At 49.3% G+C, this 26,249-nt stretch carries 21 protein-coding genes and 1 riboswitch; of the genes, 6 read left to right on the top strand and 15 right to left on the bottom strand.

Annotated elements, in window-relative coordinates; all coding sequences use genetic code 11:
• The 3 genes from AAH187_RS08200 to AAH187_RS08190 all read right to left on the bottom strand — a co-directional run.
• On the bottom strand, window positions 1–771 hold a 771-nt coding region (locus AAH187_RS08200), incomplete at its 3' end, for a hypothetical protein (RefSeq protein ID WP_342347962.1).
• 84 nt (window positions 772–855) lie between these two features.
• Window positions 856–2,307, bottom strand: a complete 1,452-nt coding sequence (locus AAH187_RS08195) for an alkaline phosphatase D family protein (protein ID WP_342347961.1) — start codon at window positions 2,305–2,307, stop codon at window positions 856–858.
• 24 nt (window positions 2,308–2,331) lie between these two features.
• Window positions 2,332–3,804: a YhjD/YihY/BrkB family envelope integrity protein gene (locus AAH187_RS08190; RefSeq protein ID WP_342347960.1), complete on the bottom strand. Its 1,473-nt coding sequence runs from the start codon at window positions 3,802–3,804 to the stop codon at window positions 2,332–2,334.
• A gap of 165 nt (window positions 3,805–3,969) precedes the next feature.
• Here AAH187_RS08190 and AAH187_RS08185 point away from each other — a divergent pair, with 165 nt between their 5' ends.
• The 3 genes from AAH187_RS08185 to AAH187_RS08175 all read left to right on the top strand — a co-directional run bounded on the left by AAH187_RS08185 (window position 3,970) and on the right by AAH187_RS08175 (window position 8,752).
• Window positions 3,970–4,542 (top strand): tetratricopeptide repeat protein, encoded by a 573-nt coding sequence (locus AAH187_RS08185; RefSeq protein ID WP_342347959.1) that lies wholly within the window; start codon window positions 3,970–3,972, stop codon window positions 4,540–4,542.
• 225 nt (window positions 4,543–4,767) lie between these two features.
• A complete protein-coding gene (locus AAH187_RS08180) occupies window positions 4,768–5,991 on the top strand; it encodes an HD domain-containing phosphohydrolase (protein ID WP_342347958.1) in 1,224 nt (407 codons plus the stop codon).
• 52 nt (window positions 5,992–6,043) lie between these two features.
• Window positions 6,044–8,752, top strand: coding sequence for a PAS domain S-box protein (locus tag AAH187_RS08175; RefSeq protein ID WP_342347957.1), 2,709 nt, complete (start codon window positions 6,044–6,046; stop codon window positions 8,750–8,752).
• 677 nt (window positions 8,753–9,429) lie between these two features.
• Here AAH187_RS08175 and AAH187_RS08170 read toward each other — a convergent pair.
• From AAH187_RS08170 to AAH187_RS08130, 9 genes are all read right to left on the bottom strand, one after another.
• Entirely contained in the window at window positions 9,430–10,545 is a 1,116-nt protein-coding gene (locus tag AAH187_RS08170; RefSeq protein ID WP_342347956.1) for a tetratricopeptide repeat protein, read from the bottom strand.
• Between the two features lie 65 nt (window positions 10,546–10,610).
• Window positions 10,611–11,564, bottom strand: a complete 954-nt coding sequence (locus AAH187_RS08165) for a type II secretion system F family protein (RefSeq protein WP_342347955.1) — start codon at window positions 11,562–11,564, stop codon at window positions 10,611–10,613.
• A gap of 9 nt (window positions 11,565–11,573) precedes the next feature.
• The gene (locus tag AAH187_RS08160) at window positions 11,574–12,551 is read right to left on the bottom strand and encodes a type II secretion system F family protein (protein WP_342347954.1); all 978 of its coding nucleotides are present in this window, start codon (window positions 12,549–12,551) and stop codon (window positions 11,574–11,576) included.
• Window positions 12,552–12,641: 90 nt separating this feature from the next.
• Window positions 12,642–13,967, bottom strand: coding sequence for a CpaF family protein (locus AAH187_RS08155; RefSeq protein WP_342347953.1), 1,326 nt, complete (start codon window positions 13,965–13,967; stop codon window positions 12,642–12,644).
• A 35-nt stretch (window positions 13,968–14,002) separates the two neighbouring features.
• A complete protein-coding gene (locus AAH187_RS08150) occupies window positions 14,003–15,256 on the bottom strand; it encodes an AAA family ATPase (protein ID WP_342347952.1) in 1,254 nt (417 codons plus the stop codon).
• Between the two features lies 1 nt (window position 15,257).
• On the bottom strand, window positions 15,258–15,689 hold the full coding sequence (locus AAH187_RS08145; protein ID WP_342347951.1) for a hypothetical protein: 432 nt from the start codon (window positions 15,687–15,689) through the stop codon (window positions 15,258–15,260).
• Window positions 15,690–15,715: 26 nt separating this feature from the next.
• Entirely contained in the window at window positions 15,716–17,215 is a 1,500-nt protein-coding gene (locus AAH187_RS08140; RefSeq protein ID WP_342347950.1) for a type II and III secretion system protein family protein, read from the bottom strand.
• A gap of 46 nt (window positions 17,216–17,261) precedes the next feature.
• Window positions 17,262–18,104 (bottom strand): Flp pilus assembly protein CpaB, encoded by an 843-nt coding sequence (cpaB, locus tag AAH187_RS08135; RefSeq protein ID WP_342347949.1) that lies wholly within the window; start codon window positions 18,102–18,104, stop codon window positions 17,262–17,264.
• Between the two features lie 179 nt (window positions 18,105–18,283).
• On the bottom strand, window positions 18,284–18,811 hold the full coding sequence (locus AAH187_RS08130; RefSeq protein ID WP_342347948.1) for an A24 family peptidase: 528 nt from the start codon (window positions 18,809–18,811) through the stop codon (window positions 18,284–18,286).
• 852 nt (window positions 18,812–19,663) lie between these two features.
• On the opposite strand from AAH187_RS08130, the gene AAH187_RS08125 reads away from it, so the two are divergent.
• A complete protein-coding gene (locus AAH187_RS08125) occupies window positions 19,664–20,590 on the top strand; it encodes an ISL3 family transposase (protein WP_342347947.1) in 927 nt (308 codons plus the stop codon).
• 726 nt (window positions 20,591–21,316) lie between these two features.
• Here AAH187_RS08125 and AAH187_RS08120 read toward each other — a convergent pair.
• Both AAH187_RS08120 and AAH187_RS08115 read right to left on the bottom strand, forming a co-directional pair.
• A complete protein-coding gene (locus AAH187_RS08120) occupies window positions 21,317–21,520 on the bottom strand; it encodes a Flp family type IVb pilin (RefSeq protein ID WP_342347946.1) in 204 nt (67 codons plus the stop codon).
• A gap of 155 nt (window positions 21,521–21,675) precedes the next feature.
• Window positions 21,676–21,846, bottom strand: a complete 171-nt coding sequence (locus tag AAH187_RS08115; RefSeq protein ID WP_342347945.1) for a Flp family type IVb pilin — start codon at window positions 21,844–21,846, stop codon at window positions 21,676–21,678.
• Between the two features lie 95 nt (window positions 21,847–21,941).
• A riboswitch (cyclic di-GMP riboswitch) is annotated at window positions 21,942–22,022 on the bottom strand.
• Between the two features lie 542 nt (window positions 22,023–22,564).
• On the opposite strand from AAH187_RS08115, the gene AAH187_RS08110 reads away from it, so the two are divergent.
• Window positions 22,565–23,485 (top strand): prenyltransferase/squalene oxidase repeat-containing protein, encoded by a 921-nt coding sequence (locus AAH187_RS08110; RefSeq protein WP_342347944.1) that lies wholly within the window; start codon window positions 22,565–22,567, stop codon window positions 23,483–23,485.
• A 17-nt stretch (window positions 23,486–23,502) separates the two neighbouring features.
• Window positions 23,503–24,528 carry a DUF362 domain-containing protein gene (locus AAH187_RS08105; RefSeq protein WP_342347943.1) on the top strand — a complete coding sequence of 342 codons (1,026 nt, stop codon included), beginning with the start codon at window positions 23,503–23,505 and terminating at the stop codon, window positions 24,526–24,528.
• A 295-nt stretch (window positions 24,529–24,823) separates the two neighbouring features.
• Here the strand turns inward: AAH187_RS08105 and AAH187_RS08100 are convergent, their stop codons facing one another.
• Entirely contained in the window at window positions 24,824–25,978 is a 1,155-nt protein-coding gene (locus AAH187_RS08100) for an acyltransferase (protein WP_342347942.1), read from the bottom strand.
• Between the last annotated feature and the right edge of the window lie 271 nt (window positions 25,979–26,249).

Raw genomic sequence — 26,249 nt, 5'->3', positions numbered from 1 at the left:
GGCCATGGCGCAGCCTGGATCACGAGCAACAAACATCCCGGCCACTTTCCGGTCCTGCTCCTTGAAGGCCTTATGCCACCAGCAGGCTGCATTCCAGAGATGTTCCGGGGCGCTATTACGTTCCGAAGTACCCGGCGTCACACCCAAACCCAATCCTTCAAAGATGAATTCAATATAGGAGGACGCGGCGATCGGCGTGCCTTCCCGCAACGGATTGCGTTTGGCCCCTTGGGACCAGAGATAGCTTTGCCATACTCCCAACATCTCCCAAAAATTATAGCGGACGCGATCCTGATTCCAGTTCATCGCCCGGTTTTTAAGTTTCTTGGCATCCTCGTCCGACATGCTCACCGCCACCAACCCCACATTGGCATCAATATCTTTATTCTCATACAGGCCTAAGGTGCCTTCGTTGATGCCATTACATTCCGGCCTTGGGAAGATCCCATTCCGTGGATGCAGCGGGATTTCCAGAATCGGCAAGGACCTCAACGATGTGCGGGAGGTCACCGGTTCCGCCACCACAAAAACATGCGACCAGAAACTCGGGCGGAGATCCCAACGCAACATGGACTGGGCCGTTCGTAAGGTATGTCCTGGAACATCCCGGCTGCCGATTAGCCCAACGGTCATCAATCCACGATTGCCAATGCCCTCCTTCTGCAGGGAAGTAAAAGCCTCATCAAAAAACTGCAAGTTGGTCCGTTTTCCATATTTGCTGGTCCAGTCTTTGATTGCCGGATTTCTGGTCGAATTTTGAGAATGGCGCATGATGAGTTCCTTTCTAGATGTGGCTCAGAACACACTCGACAGACATGGCCTGGGCACCCATGGCTGAAATGTCAATATCTCCCGTTACCGGAGCAACAACTCCTTGTTCCACAGGCGCGTGAGGGGACCACCCAGACCTTGGGGTGGAGCGGTTTCATCCCAATCAATTTCAATAACTTTGGCCGGCAAACTCCACAATTCCAGCTCGAACCGTACTCGTGGCGATCCTCCGGTCTGACTTCCCGGAACCATGCGCACGAGACCCACATTATTCTGAATCGTCATGATGTCGATGTTCGTATGAGGATCAATCCGCCACACCGACTCCTTTCCTTCCGCATTGGGAAGAACCCGGATCTTTTCTGGTGGGGCTTCGGGCTTGGTATTGCCTGGATTAATCATGGCGGCAGGAGAGGCAATGAATTCGGGCACACCATAGGGCGCATCGGAAAATGGCCCATGGGCTTCAGCATACCGTCCCGTATGAATATCTCCAGACAGAATCAAGATATCGTGTGGTCGATGCTGGGAATTCTGCCCGGCTAAAGACCGCTCGATCACCAGCCAGAGACGGGCATAATCCTCCCTGAAATTCGACAAGGAATGGTCACGGAAATCTCCGTCTTTCTGAAAGAGTGGTTGGCCCAGCGCCAACACGCCGGGCCCTTTCAATTCCTGTTGCCAGGCTTCCAAGGCGATCCATTGTTCCTCCGACATGAAATGACAAGTGCCCTTGTCATTGCACGCTTCCCGCTCTGACCGAGTATCGGTAATAAAAAACGAGACCGGATCGATCGTAAACTGGTACCAGCGAGCCTCATCGGGATTCAGACATCGTTGATACTGGTAATAGAGTTCCTCCGCTCCTCCCCCGTAGGTTTTGCGATTTTTCGACGCCCAGGTCTGAGGCAGTTGTATTTGTTTTTCAGGATAATCGTTCCAGAATTCATGGTCGTCACAGGAAAAAAAGTTTGGACAGATTTGCAAGGCTTCCCGATAGGCCCCATCTCCCCAATATTGAGCATATCTCTTAGCATAGAGTTCGATGCCCTCATCGCCTAAATCCCAGGCATTTGGCCAATCTCCATACACCTGGTCGCCAAGTAATAATTTAAAGTGTGGCTGAGCTAATTGCCCCAACTCCTGAAGACCGGACCGGTAATATCCCTCACGGTCATTGTTATGCCAAAAGCAGGAGGCAAACAGAAAGGTCACCGGTTGAGCGGTCACATGATACGGCATGGTCCACCATGAAAAAACCTGGCTCTCCTGACTCATTGATAAAGTCACAGTATAGAGGGCCCCTTCCGGCGGACCTGGAGTGTTGAGCGTGAGAATCATTACACCCATTCGCCGCTTCAGTCCTGGAAGTTGGGGGAGAAGTGTCCATGTACTCTTGGACGGGACCGTCACATTCTTCTGCCGCACTTCGACTGGCGGCGGAGAAAAACTACCCTCACCTTTTTGCGAACACCAAATCCGCCAGCCTCGGCCCTCATCCAACGGCGCACCTGGAACAATCCACATATTCATCATTTTCCCCTTATCAGCAAATACCGATTACGTTGTCGGCCTTTTCCCACCAACAGGAGGATCGACATCTGTGCTTTCTGAGCGTGAGTTGGAAGAACCGGACTCTTCGTTTTCCGATCCAGAGGCACGCCCGGCATTGGGATCCCTAATCTGGGACAACTCGTCACCGGTGTCTTCCTGACTGTCTCCCGACGGACGCCGGAGTAAATCCCGCAAGCTCATGCCTTCTAACGCAATGGCCACCGCCGCATCCCGGCGCATCAGCATCCGACTAATAATATCGGTGCCTACCGTAAAGGCCTGTGGCCCCCCATCAGGTTGATGCTGCACCACTCGCAACACCTCAACAACCGGAATATTTTCCGGTGCCTGCGCAAGCACCAATCCTTTCGGATCATCCCCCTTCACAACCATTTTTGCTTTCACCAGATCATCGATGAGCGACTCGACAAACGTGAGAGGCACCCCTTGCGCACGCGCTAACTGTTCGGCCTTGAGAGGCGGCTTCCCTAATAAAAACCGGCGAGTGATGTGCGTGAGTAATGCCAAAGTCAGGTATTCTCGAAACAGTGGGGTCTGGCGCTTTCGACCCAAATGTAGCAGATACGCGGATGGGTGCTGATGGTAATAGGCCACTTGGGCTCCCGCCAAGACAATGAGCCAGCCGACGTAGAGCCAAATGAGAAAGAGGATAAGCACGGCAAAGCCTGAGTAAATGGCGCTATACCGTCCTGTTCCTACGACAAATGATGCGAAGGCCAATCCGGCCACCTGCCAGAGCAGTCCTGCCGTCACGCCTCCCACGAGCGCTGAACTAAAATTGACGTTGGTATAGGGCAGAAGTTTGTAAAGAAAAGTAAACACCAGACACATAAACAAGAAGGGCAGCAGATTGGTGAGCAACACCATCAAATGACCCAACGGCTGCACTTCCAGAATTTTTTGAACGAGCCAATGACTTTGCGCCGAGGCGGTGAGCCCGAAGGCCGTAAAGACAAACACGGGCCCCACGAGGACCACACTTAAATAATCCGTCACCCTTCTCGCCAACGGCCGTCCTGACTCAACGCGCCAAATAGAGTTCAGCGCCTCTTCAATTTTTTCAATCAGGGAATACGTGGTATAGAATAGTCCCGCAACGCCAACCGCTCCCAACACCCCGACTTTCATGTTGTCGACAAACTGGATGATATTCGTGGTAATCTCAATTCCCTTAGGCCCCAGCGGATGCAACGCTTGCGCCAATACCGGCTGGATCTTTTGATGAATACCGAAGGCTTTGAGAACCGAAAAAGTCACCGCTAAAAACGGAACCATGGAGAGCAGGGTGGTATAGACCAAACTGGTCGCTCGGATACTCAGGACACTTTCCTGGAATTCCGCGACCGCCACCAAAACCAGACGCAAGGCCTTGACGCCGAACTCACGGAACCCGGTCAACGCCCGAACATCTTCCTTCCACACATCATGCTGGCAATATTGTATGATTCGGGCAATCACCTTCATCTCCGTCACAGGATTTCCACGCGGTTACCCTACAAAGAGTGGCAGAAAATGTCCAGAATCCCAGAGGATTTTTCCATGATGGCCCCCAACCCCTAGCACGCGTGGGCCTTCACTCACTTGGTTCCCCAGCCAGTTGTGAAGACTCGTCCTCCGATATTTATGAAACACCACGCAAACCGAACATTATTTATATGGTGGCTGCTTCCAGGCCTCATTTTTTTGCTTACCGGATGCCCGACATCCTCCGAATGGGATCGGCAATGGGAGCAGATCCATGCGAATATCTCCCGTGGACAATTTCAAGAAGCCAAAGACCTGCTTCATCATCTGTTACCGTCATTTCGCAAAAATGGGCCAACAGACGAACGATATGCCCTGGTGATTTTCCAGCTCGGAGAGGTCGCCCGGTTGGAAGGACAAGAGAGTCAGGCCGAAGCCTATTATTGGGAAGCCTTGCCCCTGCTGGCTGAATCTTTGGGTTCTGAACATCTTCGGATGGCCGATCCTTTAACCGCCCTCGCCTTGTTGTATCAACAGAAAAACCAATTAGAGATGGCCCGTCCACTTCTCAAACGAGCATTGGCCATTCGTGAAAAATCCTGGGGACTTTCTGACCCGCAATTACTCTCCACACTGCAAACCTACCATGCCCTCCTACTGGCTGGAGATCATCAGGAGGAAGCAAGGGAGATTGCCGGCCGCATTGATCGGATTCTCAAACGCTCCTCATAATCCTTCTCATGTTTTCCTCCAAAATTGCGAGTCGTTTCGATCTTGGGTCAACCCTTTCAGTCGAGCCATGGGCCGGCTGGTTCGGCTCTCACATCTCTTGCCCTTTTACGGGAATATCGTTACCATGGGCGGCAGTCTATCCGGTCCTCGGCTGATTGTTACCCATCTGTACCTTTCACATCTCATCTGGTGCGTTTTTCATCCCCTTTTGCCCAACCCTGCACCATGAAAAAACGGATTTCTATTCATGACCTGCGGCCTGGGATGTATATCACCGGCATGGACCGATCATGGTTTAAAACCCCGTTTCTCCGCCATAAATGGACGATCAAACGGGAAGATGAGATTGCCTTGTTGCGTAATTACGGAATTAAGGAAGTCCAGATCGATACGGAAAAAGGATGCGATCTTGCCGGGATAAGTGACGTTCAGTACACATCAGAGAGCCAAGACCTTTCTCCCACAACCCCGTTACCACTCCCCGGGATTGGTTCAGGGCCCAATCCGGAAGATATTGAAGCGGCGCGTCTGCTTCGTGCAGAAGCTATCTCCACAATGGAGGTATTTTTCCGTCAGATGGAAGCGCCCACTCCCCAACACGTCCAAGAAGTCCGAAGTGTGGTCAGTACCCTGCTTGATGGAATATTGGACCACCAGGCTGCCATGGTGTCGCTGATTCAAATGCGTCGATTCGATCCTAACCTGGCCTCTCATGGAGTGGATACGGGAATGTTAGCCATGGCAATCGGACAAGAACATGGCTGCGATCCGACACAATTAAAACTTGTTGGGCTTGCCGCCCTTCTCCACGACGTCGGCCAACTTCGTCTCCCATTGAATATGATCCGTAAGGTGGAACGCTTTACACCGCAAGAACAGAAACTGATGCAAGCGCATTGTGAAATGGGTGTGGCCATTCTTAAGCAATTCCCCGATATCCCTGACGAGTCGAAACGGATGATCCTGGAACACCATGAGCGGCTTGACGGATCCGGCTACCCCGGGGGATTACGGGGGCTTCAGATTTCTGAACTCACCCAAATACTGAGCATTGCCGACACGTATGACGCGCAAATTAGTGGACGATGCAGTTGTCCACCTGTACCACCCGCCCGGGCCTTATCCGAACTGTATCAGGCTGCTGTCGGAGGGCAATACCATCTGTATCTCGTGCAACGATTAATCCAACTTTTAGGGGTATATCCAATTGGTTCCCTGGTTCGCCTGAATACCGGCGAACAGGCTGTCGTCGTGTGGGTTTCTAGTCATAGCCGAATGACCCCTACCATTAAATTACTCAAGGACTCCCTGAACCAACCCTATTCCGAGCAGGCAATCATTGATCTGGCGGCACAAAGCCCAACAACATCTCTTCGATCGATTGAAAAAGCCTTGGACCCTTCTCTGGAAGGATGGGATATGTCGAAAATTCTTGAAGCCTTATGGTAAGACCCGATAACGGTCATACGATGTCGTCAATATGACAGGAAGGAATCGCTGAGTGGATCGGCAACATTTTTTTCAAGAACTCAAACAAATGGACATCCCCGGATTAGAGAAGGCATTACGTTCTTCCCAAACCTTTGTTCATACACTGATGGACTCCATCCACATTGGCATCTGCCACGTGAATACACAAGGCCAGATTCTTTCCCTAAACCTCGAAGGCGCCAGGATTCTTCATCGAACCGAAACCTCATGCCTCGGGCAATCCTTTCATGCACACGCGGAATGTCTCCATATTGATCTTGTCACCGAAGAAGAACATTGCCCGATCACAAGAGTGATCACCACGGGAAAATCCATATGGACGCCACAACTATTGATTCGACGGCCAAGTGGGGAAACCCGATGGGTGGAATTCCAAGCCACACCACTGACAGATCCCCGCCACTCGGGTGCGCTGATTATTTTTCGTGATCTCAGCAAGGAACTCCAGCAACACGAAGCGCATGCACACCTCGCATCGATGCCAGAAGAAAGTCCGAATCCCATCGTGGAAGTGGACGCTCAAGGACATCTGGCCTATGCCAACCCTGCCATGATTCGTCTCCTGGACAACTATGGATTCCGTGGAAACGGCTTACCAATGGTACTTCCGGCCACATTGACACAGCTCACACTGGAATGCCTCAAAACGATAACCCCCATCAGAGGCCTCACGGTCCTTGTCGAGCACCACCACTTTGATTGGACCTTCTCTCCTCTTCAAGAAAAAGGTCTCGTGCGGGGATATGGCCTGGATATCACCCATCATGTGCGAGTCAGACAGACACTAACCGAACTCCATTCTCAGTTTTCCTCTCTGGTGGACTCGGCCCATGAAGGGATTATTTCTGCCGATTTACACGGAACCATTGTCTCTTGGAACCCTGCAGCCGAATCAATTTTCGGCTATCAGCCTGACGAGGTTCTCGGACACTCGATTGTGACCTTACTGGAGGAAAGGTATCGAGACATGTACCGGAAAGGATTAGGAGATATTAGTTATGGTCGATCTTCGACCTTTCCACTTCAGCAGCCATTGGAACTCACCGGCCTACGGAAAAGCGGGGAATCATTTCCTTTGGAAATTTCCTCCACCAGTTGGAAAGTCGGCATGGACACCCATTACGGCTTTATCCTTCGAGATATTTCAGACCGGAAATGCCTTGAGCAGGCCCTCATTGCTGAAAAAAATCATCTGGTCACCACACTTCAATCTGTCGCGGAAGGCATTGTCACGACTGATCGAGAAGGACGCATTTCTTTCCTCAATCCATTGGCAGAGCAGATCACCGAATGGACAACCCACGAGGCCTTGCACCGACCAGTCCAAGAAATATTCCGCCTGACTAGTGATAGCCAAAAAAACGATGGTGAGCCTTTTTTGCAGTTTTCTTCCAGAACCCTGGTTCTCTCTGAGCTGGATGCCCCTCATCAATTACTGACCAAACATGGCCGGCAACGAAAGATTACCCTGAGAGAGGGACCGATCCGGGATCATAGCGGTCTTCTCGTGGGCACCGTAATTGTCTTCCGGGATATCACCGACCAAACCCGTCAGCAGGAGGAACAACAGCGAATTACCAAACTCAATTCTTTAGGGATCTTGGCAGGAGGGCTGGCCCACGATTTCAATAATATACTCACGACAATATTGGGTAACGTGTTCGTTGCCAAATTACGAATGGCTTCGAACGATCCTCTGACTCAAAACCTCGAGCAAGCCGAGCAAGCCTGCTTGCGCGCCAAAGAATTGACCCAACAGCTTCTGACTTTTGCAAAAGGCGGAGCGCCAATAAAGACATCTATCGCGTTAGGAGATCTACTTCGAAAAAGTACGGTTTTTGCCCTGTCAGGGTCATCCATAAGTTGTCATTTCGACATCCCCGATAACCTTTGGCCTCTTGAGGCTGACCCAGGTCAACTCCGGCAGGTGTTCCAAAACATCACCCTCAATGCCAGACAGGCCATGCCTCACGGCGGTCACTTGAGCGTTAAAGTAGAAAACATGAGACTGAATGATCCCTCGGCCATTTCTTCATCGTCACTCATCCCCGGAAACTACGTGCAAGTTTCATTTGATGACCAGGGGAACGGAATTGGGGACCGCCAACTACCAAATATTTTTGATCCGTATTACACCACCAAACCAGGCGCATCCGGGTTGGGGTTAGCCACCGCCCATAGCATCATCCAACAGCACCATGGTCACATTAGCGTGGCGTCAAAAATTGGAGTCGGCACGACTTTTACCGTGTCGATACCATCCGCACATGTCCCGCAAGAAAGTGAGACACAGAGCATTCCAGCCATCCCCCAATCATACAGAGGACGGGTCCTGGTTATGGATGACGAGCACAGCATTCGTCGTATGGTTGAGGATGCGTTGACGCAGTTCGGCTATCACGTGGTCAGCGTGCCAGATGGGCAAAGTGCCATCGACATGGTTTCCACTGCATTGGCGGATGGAAGAAAATTTGAAGTGGTCATCCTCGATCTCACCATTCCAGGCGCCATGGGAGGCGTAAAAGCCATTCAGCATCTAAGAGCTTTGGACCCTCACATTAAAGCTATTGTCACCAGCGGATATTCAGACGATCCCATTATGTGCAATTTTCAAGAGCATGGGTTTCAAGGAATCTTGGTCAAACCTTATAAAATTGTCGACCTCGCAAAAATTCTCGAATCAATGTTTTCTAGAATCAAACATGAGACAACCCACTGACGTCCTAGAGATCCTCATGGTAGTTGTTGGGCTATTTGACTCGAGTATTATCTCTGAAAGAAAAACAACCCGACCCTCATATTCAGAATGAAAGGTCGCACAAAAAGAACAAGAACGAATGGCTCTATCTCAATTTAAGGACCAACAGATTCGGCTTGAACGATCGATTCCCTATCATTCCCTACCGCGATATCACATGAATGACTTCTGACGAGAAAGAGAAGAACGTATGGATGACGGGGAAATTGAGAAGAAGGAAAGATCTAACCATTTGAAATTACACATGTAATCGTGTCCGACCTTGCCCCTATCTAAAGCAAAACAGGCAACGGCCAATTTCAAGAAGAAAAAGCACATACCAGGAAACTAAACGTCTAATCCGACTAGCCAAACGGACAAGCCCACGGGACACGAGCAATTCTGGTCATCAAGATTCAATACGAAGGGTTCAAGGGATGAAAGGACTACTAGCGGATTTTTTCTCCTGATAGGGGGGCGTGCTACCTAGTGGTGATTCGAAGAGAATCATTCCAGGGATCGTTCCAACTAATTGTCAGACCTAGTCCATATCATTCACAACCAATGAACTCCCGATAATCCCTGTCAGGAATGACTCAAGCCGGCCAAACAATTCTTGGCAGATGTCATTAACACGAAGCATCCATCACTAAGATCGTTCAAATTGCTCCGGACACACACACGGGGTCACGCCGGATTAATGTTTGCTGCTGAACCATGGGGAGTTTCGCCAGCATCCGATTGCTGAACAATAAATTCTCTTTGGCCTTTTCATAAAAGGTCGGTTGGGTTTCAATGGCTTTCTCAAAACAACGGGAAGCTCGCGCAAACTTCCCAACCTCCAAAAATGCCACACCCAAGTTATTATAAGCCTTGGCTGAATCCATTCCTCGGGCATAGGCGTCGTAGGCTAAGTCGAAATGCCCAAGTTTGGTGAGAGCCAATCCTAAATTATTCGAAATTTTGTCGTTGGATCCACCAACCTGAATCGCATGTTGAAAAGTTCTGACCGCCTCTTCATATTGGGTATCGAGGTAATACGCCATACCTAAATTGTTCAAGATCGAAGGATCATCCACCCTCTTTTGCAAGGCGATTTCATAGAGGTGGATCGCCTCTTTATGATCATGACGACGATCTGCCACAATACCAAGGTAATTTTTGGAGGTCCACATTTCAGCGTCATACAACAAGGCGGCCTGGAATTCCTGCTCCGCCTCCTGATCCTTCTCCATCTTCAGCAAGGCCCGACCCATCCCCTCGTATGCTGGAGCAAAATTCAAATCATAATCTAGGATTTGGTGAAATTGGGCATAGGCATTCTGTGGGGATCCTTTTTCCAAATAGATCACCGCCAGCTTGTATCGCGCAGGAATCTGCTCGGGCGAGGCCTCTAACACTTTTTCATATTGAATTTTTGCCGTCTGGAAATCGCCTTGCTGTAGATGGGCATCTCCCAGCTTTTCAAACTCGTCGCCCTTCATGACTTGAGTAAGGTCCACAGGCGATTGAGATTCCGGATTAATCCCCGCCTTCTGCCTTTCCAGGATTTGCTGGTAATGTTCATCCTGAAGAGTGAACATGGGCTGTTCTTTTTGGGCACATCCAACGACACCCAAATTGGCTAAAACGAACAAGGATAGGAGGAGGCTCGCCTTCATCATTGTGTACCTCATCTGAAAGGTTTCCTTTATCGCCAGTAATGCAATCGACCAAACAGTCATATTCGCTGTTAAAATTTCCTGTTCTGTTGCTTCGTGGATTGAAAATCCCATGTTTTGTCTTCCTCTACACTTTTGAAATGTTTATCGAATCTATCGTTCGTGGATCTCTTTCGCGTTCACCCTCCCATAGCCGGCATTAAATTTCGCATGAGGCTAATAGCACCTGGACCAATAATCACCACCATTAATGCCGGAAAAATAAACAATATAAGCGGAATCATCAGTTTGACTGGAAGCTGTGCCCCTCGCTCTTCAGCTTTCAGCCTTCGTTTTAACCGCATGGAATCGGAATGGACTCGAAGCGCCTGGCCAATACTCGTACCAAATCGATCCGTCTGAATCAGCAAGGCTACCAAACTACGAATATCATCGAGGTTGGTCCGGTTAACCAAATTCCGAAGTCCTTGTTCCCGACTCAAGCCAGCACGTAGCTCCAAGTTTAACAAGATAAATTCATCACCAAGATCGGGATGACCTTGCTTAACTTCCTGCCCCACCCGGGAAATGGCTTGATCCAGCCCTAACCCCGCTTCTACACATACCACCATCAAATCAAGTGCATCAGGAAACCCGTTCACTAAGCGTTCTTTTCGTTTTGTGATGGCACTGCTTAACCACAGTTGGGGACCGTAAAATCCCACCATCATGACACCAATCAGCACCATGGGGAAAAACATGGGATCTTTTCCCTGCATTACCTCGGAACCAAAAACAAGAAAGGTCAGGCCTAGCAGAATTGCCAGAAAAATCCGGGTTCCCAAAAAAACCACAATCGCTCGTGGGTTTCGATACCCTGCCGTTGCCAATGAGGCCCGCAAACGGGTGGTGACAGCTTGATCCTTGGGCTTATTGACCTGGCCCAATCGCTCGAGAAGCTTCATCCCTTGATCTTTCAAACTCGTTTTCTTCTCAGTTTTTTGCGAGGAACTCTGCGAAAGAGACTGGCCCTTCGCCCGTACACTCCAGTCCTTGACCTTTTCCTGAGACTGCAGGTAACTCCACGCACCCCAGCCGACCACGAGAACCCCCAAAAACACCAAAAGACTGATCAAGAATAATGGATCCATCATGCCATCCCTCTAGACTTTAATATCACACATATTTTTCATCACATAGGCTCCCACGAGCATCAACAGACCTGAACCTAGAGCCATCATTCGACCCATCTCATCCTCAATCAAAATACGCATGTAGGCTTCATTCAAGAACCACAACAGAATACTCATCACAATCGGCATGCAGAATAAAATAATTCCCGACATCCGGCCTTCGGCCGAAAGCGCTTTGACTCGACCTAGTAACTCAAATCGTTGCCGAATGAGTCGAGAAATCGCCTCAATGATTTCCGCTAAATTTCCCCCTGTCTCTCGTTGAACAACTAAGGCCGTAACAAAGAACTTTAAATCGGTACTGATTACCCGGCCATTTAAATTGTTCATCGCTTGAGGGACATCGATTCCAAACGAAATTTCCTCCACGGTCCGACTAAACTCAGGACCAATCGGATCCGGAAATTCATCCCCGATCATCTTCATACCCACGGAAAAGGCATGTCCCGCCCGAAGAGCCCGAGCCATCAAATCCAAAGCTTCGGGCAATTGCCGTTCAAATTCTTTAAAACGACGCTTCCGCTTCCGTTTCATCTGAATCAAAGGAATCACCATGCCCACAAGACTGAGACCAATGGCAGCAAACATCCCATAGTCTTGAAAGGTGGCGACCAGCAACCCTGCTCCTCCAAGCACTCCGGATAAGAGAAAAAATACGCCCACAGGCATTTGACTATTGGCCTGTTGGAGCAATTTTTCCAGTCCCCCCAACGTCGTCATAGAACCCAACAAATTTTGAATCCACGGAATGTCGCTCATTTTCCGATTTCGAAGAATTCCGGGTGCTTCTTGGATTTTCTGAAGATCTCCCGGTTTTCCCGATCCACCACGCAAGCGCCGCTTGAGATTCCTATTTTGGGGATTCATATATTGGTGGTAACAATAATAGGCTCCCTCAACAAACAGAATAATGGACAGAAATATTCCAATACTAATGGCCACGGTCATGATACGCCCTCCCAACTAGATGACGAATCAACAAGACGAACCACCATAACTAAGGCCATCGTGCAAGTGGAACAATTGGAAAAACGGTTATTAGACTTCATAAATTTTCTCGGGGTCGAAGATACTTGGATCGCAAGTAATTCCTAATGCTTTAAAGCGTTCCACAAATTTCGGCCGCACTCCAGTTGCTCTAAATTGCCCATGCACCTTTCGTTCTTCATCCAGTCCGGTTTGTTGAAACAAGAATATTTCCTGGAGAGTAATGGTTTCGCCTTCCATCCCCACAATTTCCGACAAACTGGTCATTTTCCGGGATCCATCCGACAAGCGAGTCATTTGGAGAATGACATCTATTGCGGAACTGATATAATGGCGAAGCGCCTTCGTAGCCAGATTCAACCCGGCCATGGCCACCAAGGTCTCCACCCGCGTCAGGCAGTCACGTGGGGTATTGGCATGAATCGTGGTCAGAGATCCATCATGCCCTGTATTCATGGCTTGAAGCATGTCGAGACATTCCCCACTTCGCACCTCACCCATCACAATTCGATCCGGCCGCATTCGCAAACAATTTTTGACTAATTCCCGCTGTGTCACTTCTCCTCGCCCTTCCACATTAGGAGGACGGGTTTCAAGCCGAACCACATGCTCTTGACGCAATTGTAATTCCGCTGAATCCTCAATCGTCACAATGCGTTCGTCTGAGGGAATGAACCCAGACAAAATATTCAGAATGGTCGTTTTTCCGCAACCAGTTCCCCCAGAAATCAAAATATTCAGTCTGGCTTCAACAATCCCGCGAAGAAGCTCCGCTATTTCTGGAGTAAGCGAACGCTTGCTGACCAAATCAGAAATCTGCAACTTATCCTTGGAAAACTTTCGAATCGAAATGGACGATCCATTCAGCGCCAATGGCGGGATAATGGCATTCACACGAGATCCGTCCAGCAACCGAGCATCCACCATGGGTGAAGATTCATCGATTCGTCGCCCAACGGCTGACACAATTTTTTCGATAATTTTTCGGAGATGAGCTTCATCACGAAATTTCACATCAGTCAAAGTCAGTTTTCCGGCCCGTTCCACGTAGATTTGATCGGCCCGGTTAACCAGGATATCGTTCACGGTCTGATCCTGCACCAACGGTTCAAGTGGGCCTAAGCCCATGACTTCATGCTCAATGTCGGAAATCAGACTTTCCCGTTCTTTCATGCTGAGAGGGATGGATTCCTTCTCCAACATTTCCTGGACGAGCTTCGTCAACTCAACCTTGAGAAGATTGGTATCCAACTTCGCGACAACAGCCAGGTCAAGGGTATCAATCACCTGCCGATGAAGTCGTTCCTTCAATGGACCCAGGTTTAACGCCCCAATGCCCGCCCCCGCACCCACTTCGTCCCATTTTGTCTCATACATAGACCGGGTTCCTCAATCACGTGAAAGGAAAACTTTTATGCCCCTGAAGGGGATGATTGAACATTCCGACTTTTAAAGGGATTCAACCACCCTGCTAATGATCCCTTGGTTGCCGGTTTTGTAGCCTGCCCGCCAAGCGAACTGGCCAGATCCCGGTAGGACTGAGCCACTGCCGACCGGGGAGCCACATCGATCAACGGCTTTCCACTATTCACGGCTTGACTTGCTGAGGGATAATCGTTGGGGAGAAGCCAGAAGGCTTTTTGTTTCAAAATTTCTTCCGTCTCTTTCAACACGTCCTGTTCCGCCGATAAATATCGGTTCATCACTAACCGGATTTTTTCAGCAGGAAATCCCGAGCCACGCAACAACTCTAAAATCCGCTTCGTTCGATGAACCACGGGAACCATCAACGTGGACGTCACCAAGATTAACGTTGCAAGCTCCAGTGCCTTTTTCGTGGTCAAATCCAACACATGCCCACAATCGAGGATGACATAGTCAAAACTGGATTGAAGAAGTCGAAGGGTCGCCTCCACACAATCCGGACTTAATCGGCCTGTGCTGAGATCGTCATACCCCGAAGGAAGCACTTGAATGCCCAATTCCGTTTTGGTAAGGACACGGATGAGAAATGCCTGGTCTAGTCGGGACAAATCTGTCGCAATATCCCGGAAGCTATGGTTCGGTTGAAGATCGAGATACAAGGGAAGATCTCCACCATGCTGATTGACATCCACCAGTGCCACGGACGGGTTGTTGGGTCCTTTTTTTATGGCGGCAGCCAAATTGACCGCGACACTCGTCGTTCCCACTCCACCTTTTCCCCCAAAAAATGCGAGAACCTTTCCCGGCGCTCGTTGTCCGTCACCCTGACGAACTGGAGCCGTGCCTCGCTCCACAAATCGCAAAATCGCATCGCTCACGTCTTGCTTTTGGAGAGGTTGGGCTAAAAACTCTTTTGCTCCGGCACGCATGGCTTCCAATAAAATATTTGACTCCAGCCGGGAAGCGGTCAGGAATATCTCCATCCCTTTATTCAATTTCATCATCTCTCGAATAAGGGAGAAAGTATCTTCCGGAGTTTCTTCAAGTTCCATAATCATGAGTGCAGGAACTCCAGGATCCGGACCGTCCTTGAGCCGCACACCGTCAATCTCCCGAATGATGCTCTCAAGGGTCGCCTTACATTCTGATGACCGAATGGAAAGCTCAATGACTGGCACATCGGATGAGGCACCTGAGGAATCAGCGCCTACACGTTTTGGTTTCCACGATTTATCCTTCATGTTAATTTCCTCCTCCCCCATCTCCCGAGGAGATTATCCCAATTGACGCACCACCGCTTGATGCCCCACCACCGGAGCCGCCCTTTTTCAGTTTAAAGGGGGAATACGGCGGGCTTTCAAACATCAACTGATACCGAGACAAACTGTTTTGCAGAGCCTGTGAATCAGCTGATCCAGAAATAGGACCAAGATTGTTTGCCGACGCGGGATTCACGATTTGATTCTCGAGAGCCTGTCGATATGGCAGCCCATACTCCTCATGAAAGTGAACAGGATGGGGCGCCCATGGCGAGAAGACCTGATCACTTTTCCCCATGGCGTGTGGCCGTCGTCCATTGTCCTCGGTCATGACTGGCCACACACCACAACCACCCATCCCCACCAGAATCAGACCGATTAAACCGGCCATTGTCACAATTGATTGGCGTTGCATGCTATGCTCCTTTTTCATCAAATTTCCTATGGGGCCAGATGCCCGAACATCCCTTCCATCCCACCTTTACGGTACGGCATTCTTCCTGCCACCCTCGGTGATCCAAGTGTGTAGGCCTCGCTCGGCCTGGCGACATTTGACTCTGGAAACACCCCTTCCATATAACCCATCAGCATAAACTCAAAATCGTTCGGCTCTAAATAATGATCGGTGGGCAAGGTCTGCTTTGCCATATCCAGAGGTTTCACCAAATGAGGGGTCACAATCACAATCAGTTCGGTCTCATTTTTTTGGAATGAGGTGCTCCGGAATAACGCTCCCAAAATCGGAACATCACCGAGGAACGGGTATTTCGAAACCGTTTCTTTGATATTTTCCTGGAGAAGCCCCGCAATGGCGAAACTCTGTCCATCGCCCAATTCCACCACGGTCTTGACCCGTCGAGTTGTCAGAGCGGGAATCTGAAATCCTTGTATGACAATACCATTGGCAAAATCCAATTCGGATACTTCCGGATTTACAATCACGGAGATGCGCCCCTCCGAAAGAACCGTTGGGGTAAATTTCAATCCGACCCCGTATTCTTTAAATTTAACCGTCACCTGGCCAAGTTGCTGCGGAATGGGAATTGGATATTCTCCCCCAACCAGGAATTCGGCGGCTTGTCCACTCTCGGCAATCAAGGTCGGTTCGGCTAGGGTTTTCGAGAGAGAATGTTCCTTCAGCAGATCTAAAAAGAGGGTCCATAAATCATCACCAATCCCGAATCCTAAAATCAGGTTCGAGGCCAGCGTTCGGACATCAGGAAATTGAAGGGTTGTCGTTTGCGAAGATTGTTGAACGGGAAATGGGTCATAGGCCTCAACCGTGGACAAATCATTAATGAGTCCGATGGAAAAATCACGGTGATTTTTTTGGGCTCGTTTAAAATTGACGCCGAGACGCTTCATCAACCCGCGCTGCATTTCCGCAACTTTCACTTCCATCATCACCTGTTGCACGCCACCCACCTGAATCAGGTTAATGATTTTATTCGGGGCATAGGGCTCGGCCAAAGTTAAGGCTTTCGCCAAGGACTCCATATTGGTGACATTGCCGGCCAGAGTGATGTGCTCATGACTGTTCATCACTTCAATACCGGGTTCATGGGCCAGCATCATATGAAGCTGTTCCTTCAATCGAGTCACATCGGGAGAAACTTGGACTTGAAAAACATTTGCCACCTGCCCATCTTGCCCCCAGAGAGTCAAGGTCGTCGTCCCAACTTCAATCCCGGTCAGATAAATTTGCTTGGTAGAGAGCACAATTTGATCCGCCACTTTAGGGTTAGCGACTGATGCACGTTTAAACGGCGTCTCCCGTTCCACAATTTTTGACTCTCCAACCGTCAACCGGAGACTTTGAGGCTCATTGAGGTGAACCGCCTGAGTGGTGAGGCCTTCTCCCAAGGCTCCCGTGTAGCCCACAAGGACCAGGCCTAGTGCCAACACCATGCTCCTGAATGGAAAACCGTGAGTCTGATTCATATCCTTACCTTTCCTAACGATCATCGCGTCACCAACGACGACCCTCTTAAAATTTCATCGTTTTTCGGTCTGTCCCCTTGATCACCTCAACTTGCTCCTTCGGCTTTCCCCCTCTAGGCAGGGGAGGAATGAGTTGGTGGGAACTCATCAAATCCTTAAAATCTGCACCTTTGGTTTTCTTAACCTCAGGATTCAGTGGGCTCCGTAAGGCCAATCGTAACTTTCCACCGTTTTCGGCCATGGCCAATCTCTCAGCTTCCTCCAACGACACTTCCAGCGTAATAACTTTGACCGGAGTGGGCTTTTCCTCTCCAGCTGATCGCTCCATTTGCGTATCAATCGCTAACACGAGGGTATTCTCCAGGACCACCTTGGTCACTTCCTCTTTCGCACCGCCATTGTCCTTCTTTTTAGCCCTGGGATCCTCAAAGGTCGCCATGACATCGACCCGATCACCCGGCTGCACAAAACCCGGAAGCCCAACCACTTCATTCACTTTCACAGCCATCGCCCGTTTATTAGGATCCATGACCGCAGACACTCCGCCCGTTTTTACATCAATGGGAGCTAATTTCGATTCTAAAATGGGCTCATTTTTTTTCAGGTTCGTCAGGACCACTCGACCATTCAAGGAAGCCGTATCCTTAAAATGGCCGACGGGGACGCCTTCTTCAGGGTACGTCATTACTCGAACGGCCTTTTCACCGAGTGGTGTTCCCCAGGGAATATCGGCGCTGGCCACCGCAACACTCACACCCTCCATCACCACATCAGGGGCGTCGGATTCGATCATTCGTTGCCCTTGTAGCCACCGATACACCATGACGGTCGTCACCAGGGCAATCATCATCGCAATTCCTAAAAATACAAGTGGACGTTTTTGTCCCATGAGACTTCCTCCCCCTTCTTCACCAAATCTAGACCGAAAGTTTTATTCATGCCTAATAATTCTGAGGTTACAACTTCTCTACCTCTGCATATCGGATCGCAAATGGCATTCTTAATAGACAACGAGAAGAATCTTCTCTGATTGCTCATTTTCAACTCCCAGACCTAAGGGAACGTGAGTTACAACACATCATAATAAAACAACGTTTTGGCGATCACGGTTCCCAGCCCTAGAACCAGGGCATACCGTAACTTAGGCTCGGTTGGAATTGGCGCACCAGAAACCGGAATAGTCCTGGTCACTTTCATGGTTGAAAGAAGAAGAAACATCCGATCCCAGGCATGCCGCATGCCCCCCTGATTGGACAATAAGGCTAAGCTATACAACCCACCCAACATGGCCGCAAATGCAAAGGCAAATACCACCTGGCCCGGGCCCAAGATTGTTCCAATAGCTCCGAGCAATTTCACGTCTCCGGCGCCCATACCCCCTTTGAGATAAAAAAATATCAGGCAGACCAACCCCATAATCAGTCCTCCCAGACCAAACAGGAATCCGTCCCAACCATACTCCAGGCTATTCACTCCAATTCCAAAGACGGCCAATGAACCTGTCAACCAATTAGGAATCCGCCCCTTCCGAACATCAGTGACCGCTGCCACCACTAACCCGATCGCTAACCCAAATAATGGTAGAAATGTTCCCATAGTCAGTGAACCCTAAATTAGATTTTCTATCAAATCATGTATGGTAACGAGACGAGTATCTCATTGATGGGATATACCGCTTTACCGATCATGTCAGAAACATTAAAGAAGCTTGCTAAACAGTTTTTGTTTCGGTCAGTTGCCCGCTTTTCTTAAGGCAAGTCCTTAAAAACCTACTGGAGTGCTGAGGCCACGGAATTAGCGTTCTGAGGAAATAAAAGCTTGAAAACACCCATTCAGAACTATTTAAAGAATTGTTTTGAAATGACAATCAACCTATCTCTGCCATTTTTATACTCAACATGGAGCATGGAACCACCCTCTTTCCCCTATTCAGGATTCCCGCCACCAGGGAGTGAATATTCTCTGCAAGGAAGCGCATCTGTGTTTCCCAACTCCTCGTCCTTTTTATTCTGACGAAAAGTCAGAAACATGGAACGGTAGGCTATTAACCATTTAGGGTCTTCTCCCAAGCGAGTGGGTAACCGTCAGTTCCTAGAGACCGAGAATGGCAAGCTGGTGAAGGGGGATATGCGGGTTCAAGCAAGGGAACCATCTGTCATGATAGTCGGATGTCAAAGGAGAGGAGCCTACTGGACGCCTACCGATTTCCCGGGTTTCGTCCAAGGGACAACATCAAGAAGATCTTCGGTGACCCACTGTCCCGAGTCATCCGGCTGAAGCGCCATCAAAAAAACGGTGTGCGATTGGTGTGACACCTTGCACGGGATTTTCTACGACCACAAAATTCGTCGGATTCGGGACCTGTCCTGTGGGGAGATGCGCATCCACCTCGAAGTGGAGGTCCGCCGGGTCTGGTGTCAGCGGTGCGGCAACGTGAAGTAGGAGAGGTTGTCCTGGCTGGCGAACCACCCGTTTTCCACGAAGCGCTTGGCCGGGTATGTGGGACGGCGCTGCCGGGAAACGAGGGTCAAGGAGCTAGCGAGGGAACTCAAGTTGAACTGGAAGACCGTGAAGAGCCTGGAGAAAGCGTATATGCGGGAGCAGCTCAGGCGCACAGGGTCTCCGGGCCCCAAGGCCATCGGCATTGACGAGATTTCGATTAAAAAGGGACACACCTACCGGATGGTGGTCAGCGACCTAATGCGGCGGTGGACGATATGGTTCGAAAGGGTCTATCGCTCTAAGCAGAGTATGGACCTGTTCTACCAGTGGTTGGAGGAAAGGAAGGCGGCAGGCATGAGGCTCGCCGTCATGGATATGTGGCGAGCAACCATGAAGCATGCGCCTCAGGCCGCGATCCTGGATGACAAGTTTCATGTGATGAGACGCCTGGGCAAGGCGCTCGATACGGTGCGGAAACAGGAATACAAGCGGCTTACGGAGAAGGACCGTTCTTGGATTAAGGGGCAGAAGTATACTCTGCTTTCCAGAAAGGCCAACTTGACGCTGGAGGGGCACAGAGCGCTCAATAAACTCCTCGGGGCCAACAAACGGCTCCACACGGCCTATCTGCTCAAGGAAGCCTTTGGCCAGTTATGGGAGTATCAGACCGAAGGTTGGGCCAGGAAATTTTTCGAGAACTGGAAAGCCTCGTTGAAGTGGCAACGCCTCAAGCCCTACGAGGAGTTTGCAGAGATGCTCGAGCGGCACTGGGATGGGATTGCCGCCTATAGCAAGGCGGAGAACAAGGTCTCCTTCGGCTTGGTGGAGGAAGTGAACAATAAGATCGGCATGATTCAACGAAGGGGGTACCGTTTCCACGATGAGGAAGATCTCCGCCTGAAAGTCTTGCCCTGTATGCTCAAACCCGTATGAAAAACACTCCAGAATCACCCACTCACTTTGGAGATGAGCCACCATTTTACATACAGACCGCATTGGGGCCTCTAAATCCCAGGCATACATTTATTGATAGAGCGAGAGAACATAGACACGATGCGTCAAAAGGCAGCATGGAAAGATGGGAAATCAGAAATGAGGCACCAGGAGTGAAATTCTATAGAGTCGTGGGTTGTGGTCTTATTCCGCTCATTCACATGATATTTTTCATAGGCTCACAATTGAATTGTTGTTCGATACCAATCAAATGATAGATCCTTTCATAAGAACCCATGGAGAAACAAATAGGAACCACAACTAGCCGGCTAAAAGAGGAATAGAGGTTAGGATGGAACAATGGCATTGAACAGAGAGTTGAAGGACGTCTTGAGAGAAACCCTGAGCACGATTCACTACAATACAGACAAAAACCGAATGGAAGGTTATTAACCCGTTACATGCAGAATGGGGAGAATCCGCCCAACCCGCTTGAGCTCAATATTGAGCATTGTAGTTGAATTTAAAGGATCGAGGAGACACGGGAACCAGGGAAACCTGAGGCTATCGTTTCACCGTCACAGGGCTCCCATGATGGGTAGGAAGGCAAACCCAGCAAACTCCTACAGTGCCGAGACACTGGGAGGTAGATATAGAAATAAGTGAAAGCCATTTCGCTGGCAGATCCTTCACCACCAATTCAGAACAGGATTAATAAATATCCTATTAGCTCCCCAATGCTCCGTTGATGATCCCCATGGCGCCCGTGTACATCGCTATGACCGCATTTCCCATGGCGGCTTGCGCCGTTAACACCGTGGCACCGATAAGCGCGGCCAGGAGACCGTATTCAATGGCCGTGGCACCTTCCTCATCTTGAAGAAAATCCGTTAACCAATAGGAATAGCGATTCAGGAGTATTGTCTGCATAATGCTAGCCTCCTCTATCATTTTATCTGACCTTCAGGGCTCTCATTCATCAACACGACTCTGAACTTCACTCATCCCATTCCGCCGAAGCGCCGCCCCGATACGCTGTATCGGGAACGGCACTTCCACATACCTCTGCGGAAAGGAGCTTTCTCTTAGCTCGCCGCTACGTTTCCAGCAATTGTATTGAACGTACCGCTGAGGGAAGTCCCTACAGCAGTCACAGCCGTGACAATCACTGCGGCAATCAAAGCGGCCAACAAACCGTACTCAATGGCGGTTGCTCCCTCATCATCATTCACGAAACGCATTACTTGGTTAACCATAGCGCATCTCCTTAACGGGCGAAGGTAATTACTTTCGTTACGCCAGACTGCCCGGAAAATTCTGACGCAGACGTTGCCCCTTGGCTCTCCGTGCCTTCGGCAACCCGGCTATCAGGGACCAACCCTGACCCGTGGTTTTGCGCCCACGCCTTTCAACGTGTTCGCCCTTATCGGGAAGGGGCACCCGACCGAATCCATATTTCATGGTCATACATAAATGCTCGTAGACCCAAGAAAATTTTCCATTTCGTATTCTGCGGCTCTTCGTTTTCATGCTTCATTATCGACCTCCACAGAAAAAACTTGCCATTTTTTTTGGAAAATAAATTTCATATTGGTTCGCAATAGAATTGGTTGACTCACATTCTTGATGAGTAAGGACAATTTTTTTGAATCTTCGGAATTTTCAGTGAGAGATTGTTCAAATAGCTTCGTCTTGCCGCCAACAGAATCCAATGAACCTGCAATTCTCTTCATCCACTATGGGAAAGTGACGTCATACCAACTAGCGTTTCCTCAATTCCCAGCCAGAATCCCTTCAAGGGGCCCAGAAACGAAAGGCGAGAGCCATGTTCTCTCTATAAAATCCGCGCGAGCTCTCAAGTGGAGGAAATAAAGTCGCAATCGCTGGGGATTTTTAAGGTTCTTCCTGATTAAACCGAACAACATGGGAAATGAAACCTTTTTTGAATGGCATGGAAAGCTGAATTTTCCTCTTATGATTCAAAAACCATTTCGTCATTCCCTCGAGCTTCTCCAATCTGGGCAACAACCAAACGGGGGATTTCCCTATCTTCCTGGAGAAAAGGCCAGGCCCGATGCGACCGCTTGGACTATTATGGCACTGTTTTCCTATGCCTTCGATTATGAAAGCTGTAATCGGGGAAGAGCGTATTTAGCTTCCCAACAGGCGAACGACGGGCGCGTGAGCATTTCTCCCTCCCACCCAGAAGCATCTTGGCCAACACCTCTAGCCATCTTCGCTTGGGAAGGCGTTTCCCAGTATCAAGAAGCGCAATCCCGGGCTATCGACTATCTGATAGGGTTTACAGGACAACATTTCCCAAACCCGGATCCTTCAATTATTGGTCACGACACCGCCATCACGGGTTGGCCATGGATTGCTGACACCCATAGCTGGGTCATACCCACTGCTCTCGCCCTCATGGCATTACACAAGGTGGGGTTGGGCACCCACCCTCGAGCCATAGCCGGACAACAGATGCTTATCAACCGTCAATTACCTAGCGGGGGCTGGAATTACGGAAGTACCACGGTCTTCAACCGGGAGTTACATCCCCTCCCGGAGTGCACGGCCATTGCCTTGCAGGCTTTGGCGGGCCATACCGCGTTTCATGAAATAGAACGAAGCCTCCAGTATATCTCACTCGAGCTTCCTCACCTCCGGACTCCCATCTCACTCGGTTGGACACTTCTGTGCCTTGGTGCATGGGGATTAAAACCCACGAACACGGAGGAATTGGTCTCAGCCTGCTTGCAACGTCAAGAACGATACGGGTCCTATGCCCTTCCCTCTCTGGCATTGCTCTTATGCGGTGCGAAAGCGCAACAAGGACTGTACTCATTATTCCCAGCATCACAACCACAGCCACCCGCTTCGTTTGCTCACCATCAATGAAGAAAAAGGCGCCCTCCATGACCACCGCCCTCCTGCAAACGAATCAACTCAGGCTCACAAGAAGACAATTACTGCAGGCTTGTGTGCTCGGAGGCGGATTAGCTGCCTCAGGATTCTCCCTGCTTCATTGGCTTATGGGACCACGTTTGACCGCGCAGACGTTCATCGGTCAAGCAAAAACATACGAGGCTGATTTTGCGATACTCATTCGCCAGGGATTCCAAGAATTGGGGATCACCCCATTAGAGATCAAAGGGAAACGCATTCTGTTAAAACCGAATTTAGTTGAGCCCCACCAATCGTTATCGCATATCAATACCCATCCCCTGGTCGTTCGAGGAGCCGTCGAGGCTTTCCTTTCACTCGGTGCAGCCTCTGTTGTCGTGGCCGAGGGGCCTGGGCATCGCCACGATACTCTTTTAGTTTTGGAGGAATCCGGGTTGGCAGATGTGTTGTACGAAGATCGCATCCCCTTTGAAGACCTGAATACGATGGAAGGGGTAGTCAGGCCCAACCTGGGGGGTCAGACTTCATTGGCCACCTTGACGTTCCCTCGAGTAATACAGGAAGTTGATTGGGTAGTCTCGCTGGCCAAGATGAAAACGCACCATTGGGCTGGGGCGACCCTGTCCATGAAAAATTTCTTTGGCGTGATGCCCGGAAATTATTACGGATGGCCAAAGAATGTGTTACATCAGGCTGGAATCTCCGAATCTATACTGGATATCAATGCGACTCTCAAGCCGCATTTCGCCATTGTCGACGGCATAACCGGGATGGAAGGGGATGGTCCGATAATGGGTACACCTGTTCAATCCGGAGTTCTGGTCATGGGAAGGAATCTCCCGGCCGTCGATGCCACTTGTTGCCGGATTATGGGCATTAATCCAAATAAAATCGAATACCTTCGTAAAGCCGACCAATGGTTAGGTCCCATTCACGAATCGTTAATTGAACAATGTGGAGAATCCTGGGAACACGTGTATCATCCTTTCGCCCTAGTCCCGGAAATTCTCGCCCACCAAGGCATTCGTCTCACCTAACGAACACAGCAACATTTTTGGGAGATCATCAAGACTTACCTCCCCTGGCTCGGGCTTCATCATTAGAGAAAATGTCAGATATACCCTCACATCGTATCGACAAACAGTCACATCTAAGAGATGTAACATCGCAGCAAGCGTAGACGACAACGATGACTCAATCACAAAACTGACGTTCAACATTGTCAACAATGACTAACAACCTTCTTCTGCCCGTTCAAGAAAAGATTGCGCAACACCTTTTTGAAAAAACTAGAAAATGCCATTCTGCTGCTCCACGCATAAAAGCAGGGTATCAATTGACACTCTGAGTCAGTAATTGGTGGGGCTGTGTTCTTCGATCACCTATTTTCCGTTTAAGATATTCCCTGGTAGGTTTCTCAATCCAGAAATAGCACAAGGAGGCAACAGCAATTACCAAAACGAGAATTCCACATAAATGCATCCACAACAGTGGTTGATTAAGTTCGGAATTCACTTCAGAATAGTAATCATTGAATGCATATCGAACAATTTCCAATATCGGGTAATGAACCATGTAGATCCCAAATGAGATGGTTCCTAAAAATACAACTATTTTATTCGAGAATATTTGAGCAATTCCCATTCGTGCATTGGCCAAGGTTACGATAATAAATGGAATAAGGGGATACAGAAAAACAATTGGAAGTCCCAATACCAGGAGACCCATAAATACCAACAAAAAAACCAGGCACCAACGAGATGCCCGCAAAGAATCATTGAGTATGTCAAAATGCTTTTGAACACAAAACATCATGCACCCTAATATAAATCCATTCAACACTCGAGCCACGGCCACCCAGCCATAATGCCATTCCCATTGCCATTGGAAGGACATAATGCACATCGGGTACACGGTGACCAGAAAGAAAATGATCATGAGTTGGAAGTCTCTTCGTTGAATCGGAATTAGAAGTTTTATGATGATTGGATAACAGAGATAGGCTAGCCATTCCGCACTCACAGACCAGGCAGGAGTATTCAACGAAGGATTTACCCAAATATTTGTGAGCGTGCCATTGCGAAGGACATCCCCATACGAAATGGCCTTCTGATCCCAAACACCAAGTACGCCGGCTACGATGAGTACAACGACGACAACCAGATGCATTGGATAAATTCTCGCCAATCGAAGCGAAAGAAAACTCACGACTCCATGCAAGGTCAATCGGCCTTCAAATTCATACCGATGCACATACGTCAGAATGAATCCGCTAAGGACAAAAAAAACATCAACCGCATAGACTCCTTGGAGAATAATATTTTTTCCTAACCCCCATTGAATTTTTTCATAGAATCCCGGCAAGTACCCATCTGATGCCCCAAAACACACGTGAAGGAGCACAACCCATATCGCGGCAACACCCCTGAGGCCTGTTAAGGTCGGAACATTTGCCCTGTTCGGAGATAGCATAATTTTGTCGATCACAGTTGATACATCACCGTAAGCGAAGCTTCGGTTTCTGAAAGGGACTTCTTGAATCGGGTACTAGGAAAACCTGGCGGGAAGCAGACTTCAGACCTACTATCTACTATTCACGATTTATGGGGAGAGGATTCATTTAAAGATTTTTTATAATACCAGGCATTTTTTCTGGAATCATGACAGGGACGAGCTGACAAGATTCGCTCGTCCCTGAACAGAGAAAACATCCGCCCAAAGAGTAAAAATTCGAGTATAGTCTATGTGAGACAAGATG

It is taken from the genome of uncultured Nitrospira sp., from assembly GCA_902500695.1.
Classification (GTDB): Bacteria; Nitrospirota; Nitrospiria; order Nitrospirales; family UBA8639; genus Nitrospira_E.
Note: the sequence above shows the minus strand (reverse complement) of the source record. Positions and strands in the feature narration are given on the sequence as shown.

Coding starts and splice junctions, on each gene's coding strand:
- AAH187_RS08195 (WP_342347961.1), bottom strand. CDS start 2,307: ATGATGAATATGTGGATTGTTCCAGGTGCGCCGTTGGATGAGGGCCGA.
- AAH187_RS08185 (WP_342347959.1), top strand. CDS start 3,970: ATGAAACACCACGCAAACCGAACATTATTTATATGGTGGCTGCTTCCA.
- AAH187_RS08180 (WP_342347958.1), top strand. CDS start 4,768: ATGAAAAAACGGATTTCTATTCATGACCTGCGGCCTGGGATGTATATC.
- AAH187_RS08170 (WP_342347956.1), bottom strand. CDS start 10,545: ATGGGATTTTCAATCCACGAAGCAACAGAACAGGAAATTTTAACAGCG.
- AAH187_RS08165 (WP_342347955.1), bottom strand. CDS start 11,564: ATGATGGATCCATTATTCTTGATCAGTCTTTTGGTGTTTTTGGGGGTT.
- AAH187_RS08160 (WP_342347954.1), bottom strand. CDS start 12,551: ATGACCGTGGCCATTAGTATTGGAATATTTCTGTCCATTATTCTGTTT.
- AAH187_RS08155 (WP_342347953.1), bottom strand. CDS start 13,967: ATGTATGAGACAAAATGGGACGAAGTGGGTGCGGGGGCGGGCATTGGG.
- AAH187_RS08150 (WP_342347952.1), bottom strand. CDS start 15,256: ATGAAGGATAAATCGTGGAAACCAAAACGTGTAGGCGCTGATTCCTCA.
- AAH187_RS08145 (WP_342347951.1), bottom strand. CDS start 15,689: ATGCAACGCCAATCAATTGTGACAATGGCCGGTTTAATCGGTCTGATT.
- AAH187_RS08140 (WP_342347950.1), bottom strand. CDS start 17,215: ATGAATCAGACTCACGGTTTTCCATTCAGGAGCATGGTGTTGGCACTA.
- cpaB (WP_342347949.1), bottom strand. CDS start 18,104: ATGGGACAAAAACGTCCACTTGTATTTTTAGGAATTGCGATGATGATT.
- AAH187_RS08130 (WP_342347948.1), bottom strand. CDS start 18,811: ATGGGAACATTTCTACCATTATTTGGGTTAGCGATCGGGTTAGTGGTG.
- AAH187_RS08120 (WP_342347946.1), bottom strand. CDS start 21,520: ATGCAGACAATACTCCTGAATCGCTATTCCTATTGGTTAACGGATTTT.
- AAH187_RS08115 (WP_342347945.1), bottom strand. CDS start 21,846: ATGGTTAACCAAGTAATGCGTTTCGTGAATGATGATGAGGGAGCAACC.
- AAH187_RS08110 (WP_342347944.1), top strand. CDS start 22,565: ATGATTCAAAAACCATTTCGTCATTCCCTCGAGCTTCTCCAATCTGGG.
- AAH187_RS08105 (WP_342347943.1), top strand. CDS start 23,503: ATGACCACCGCCCTCCTGCAAACGAATCAACTCAGGCTCACAAGAAGA.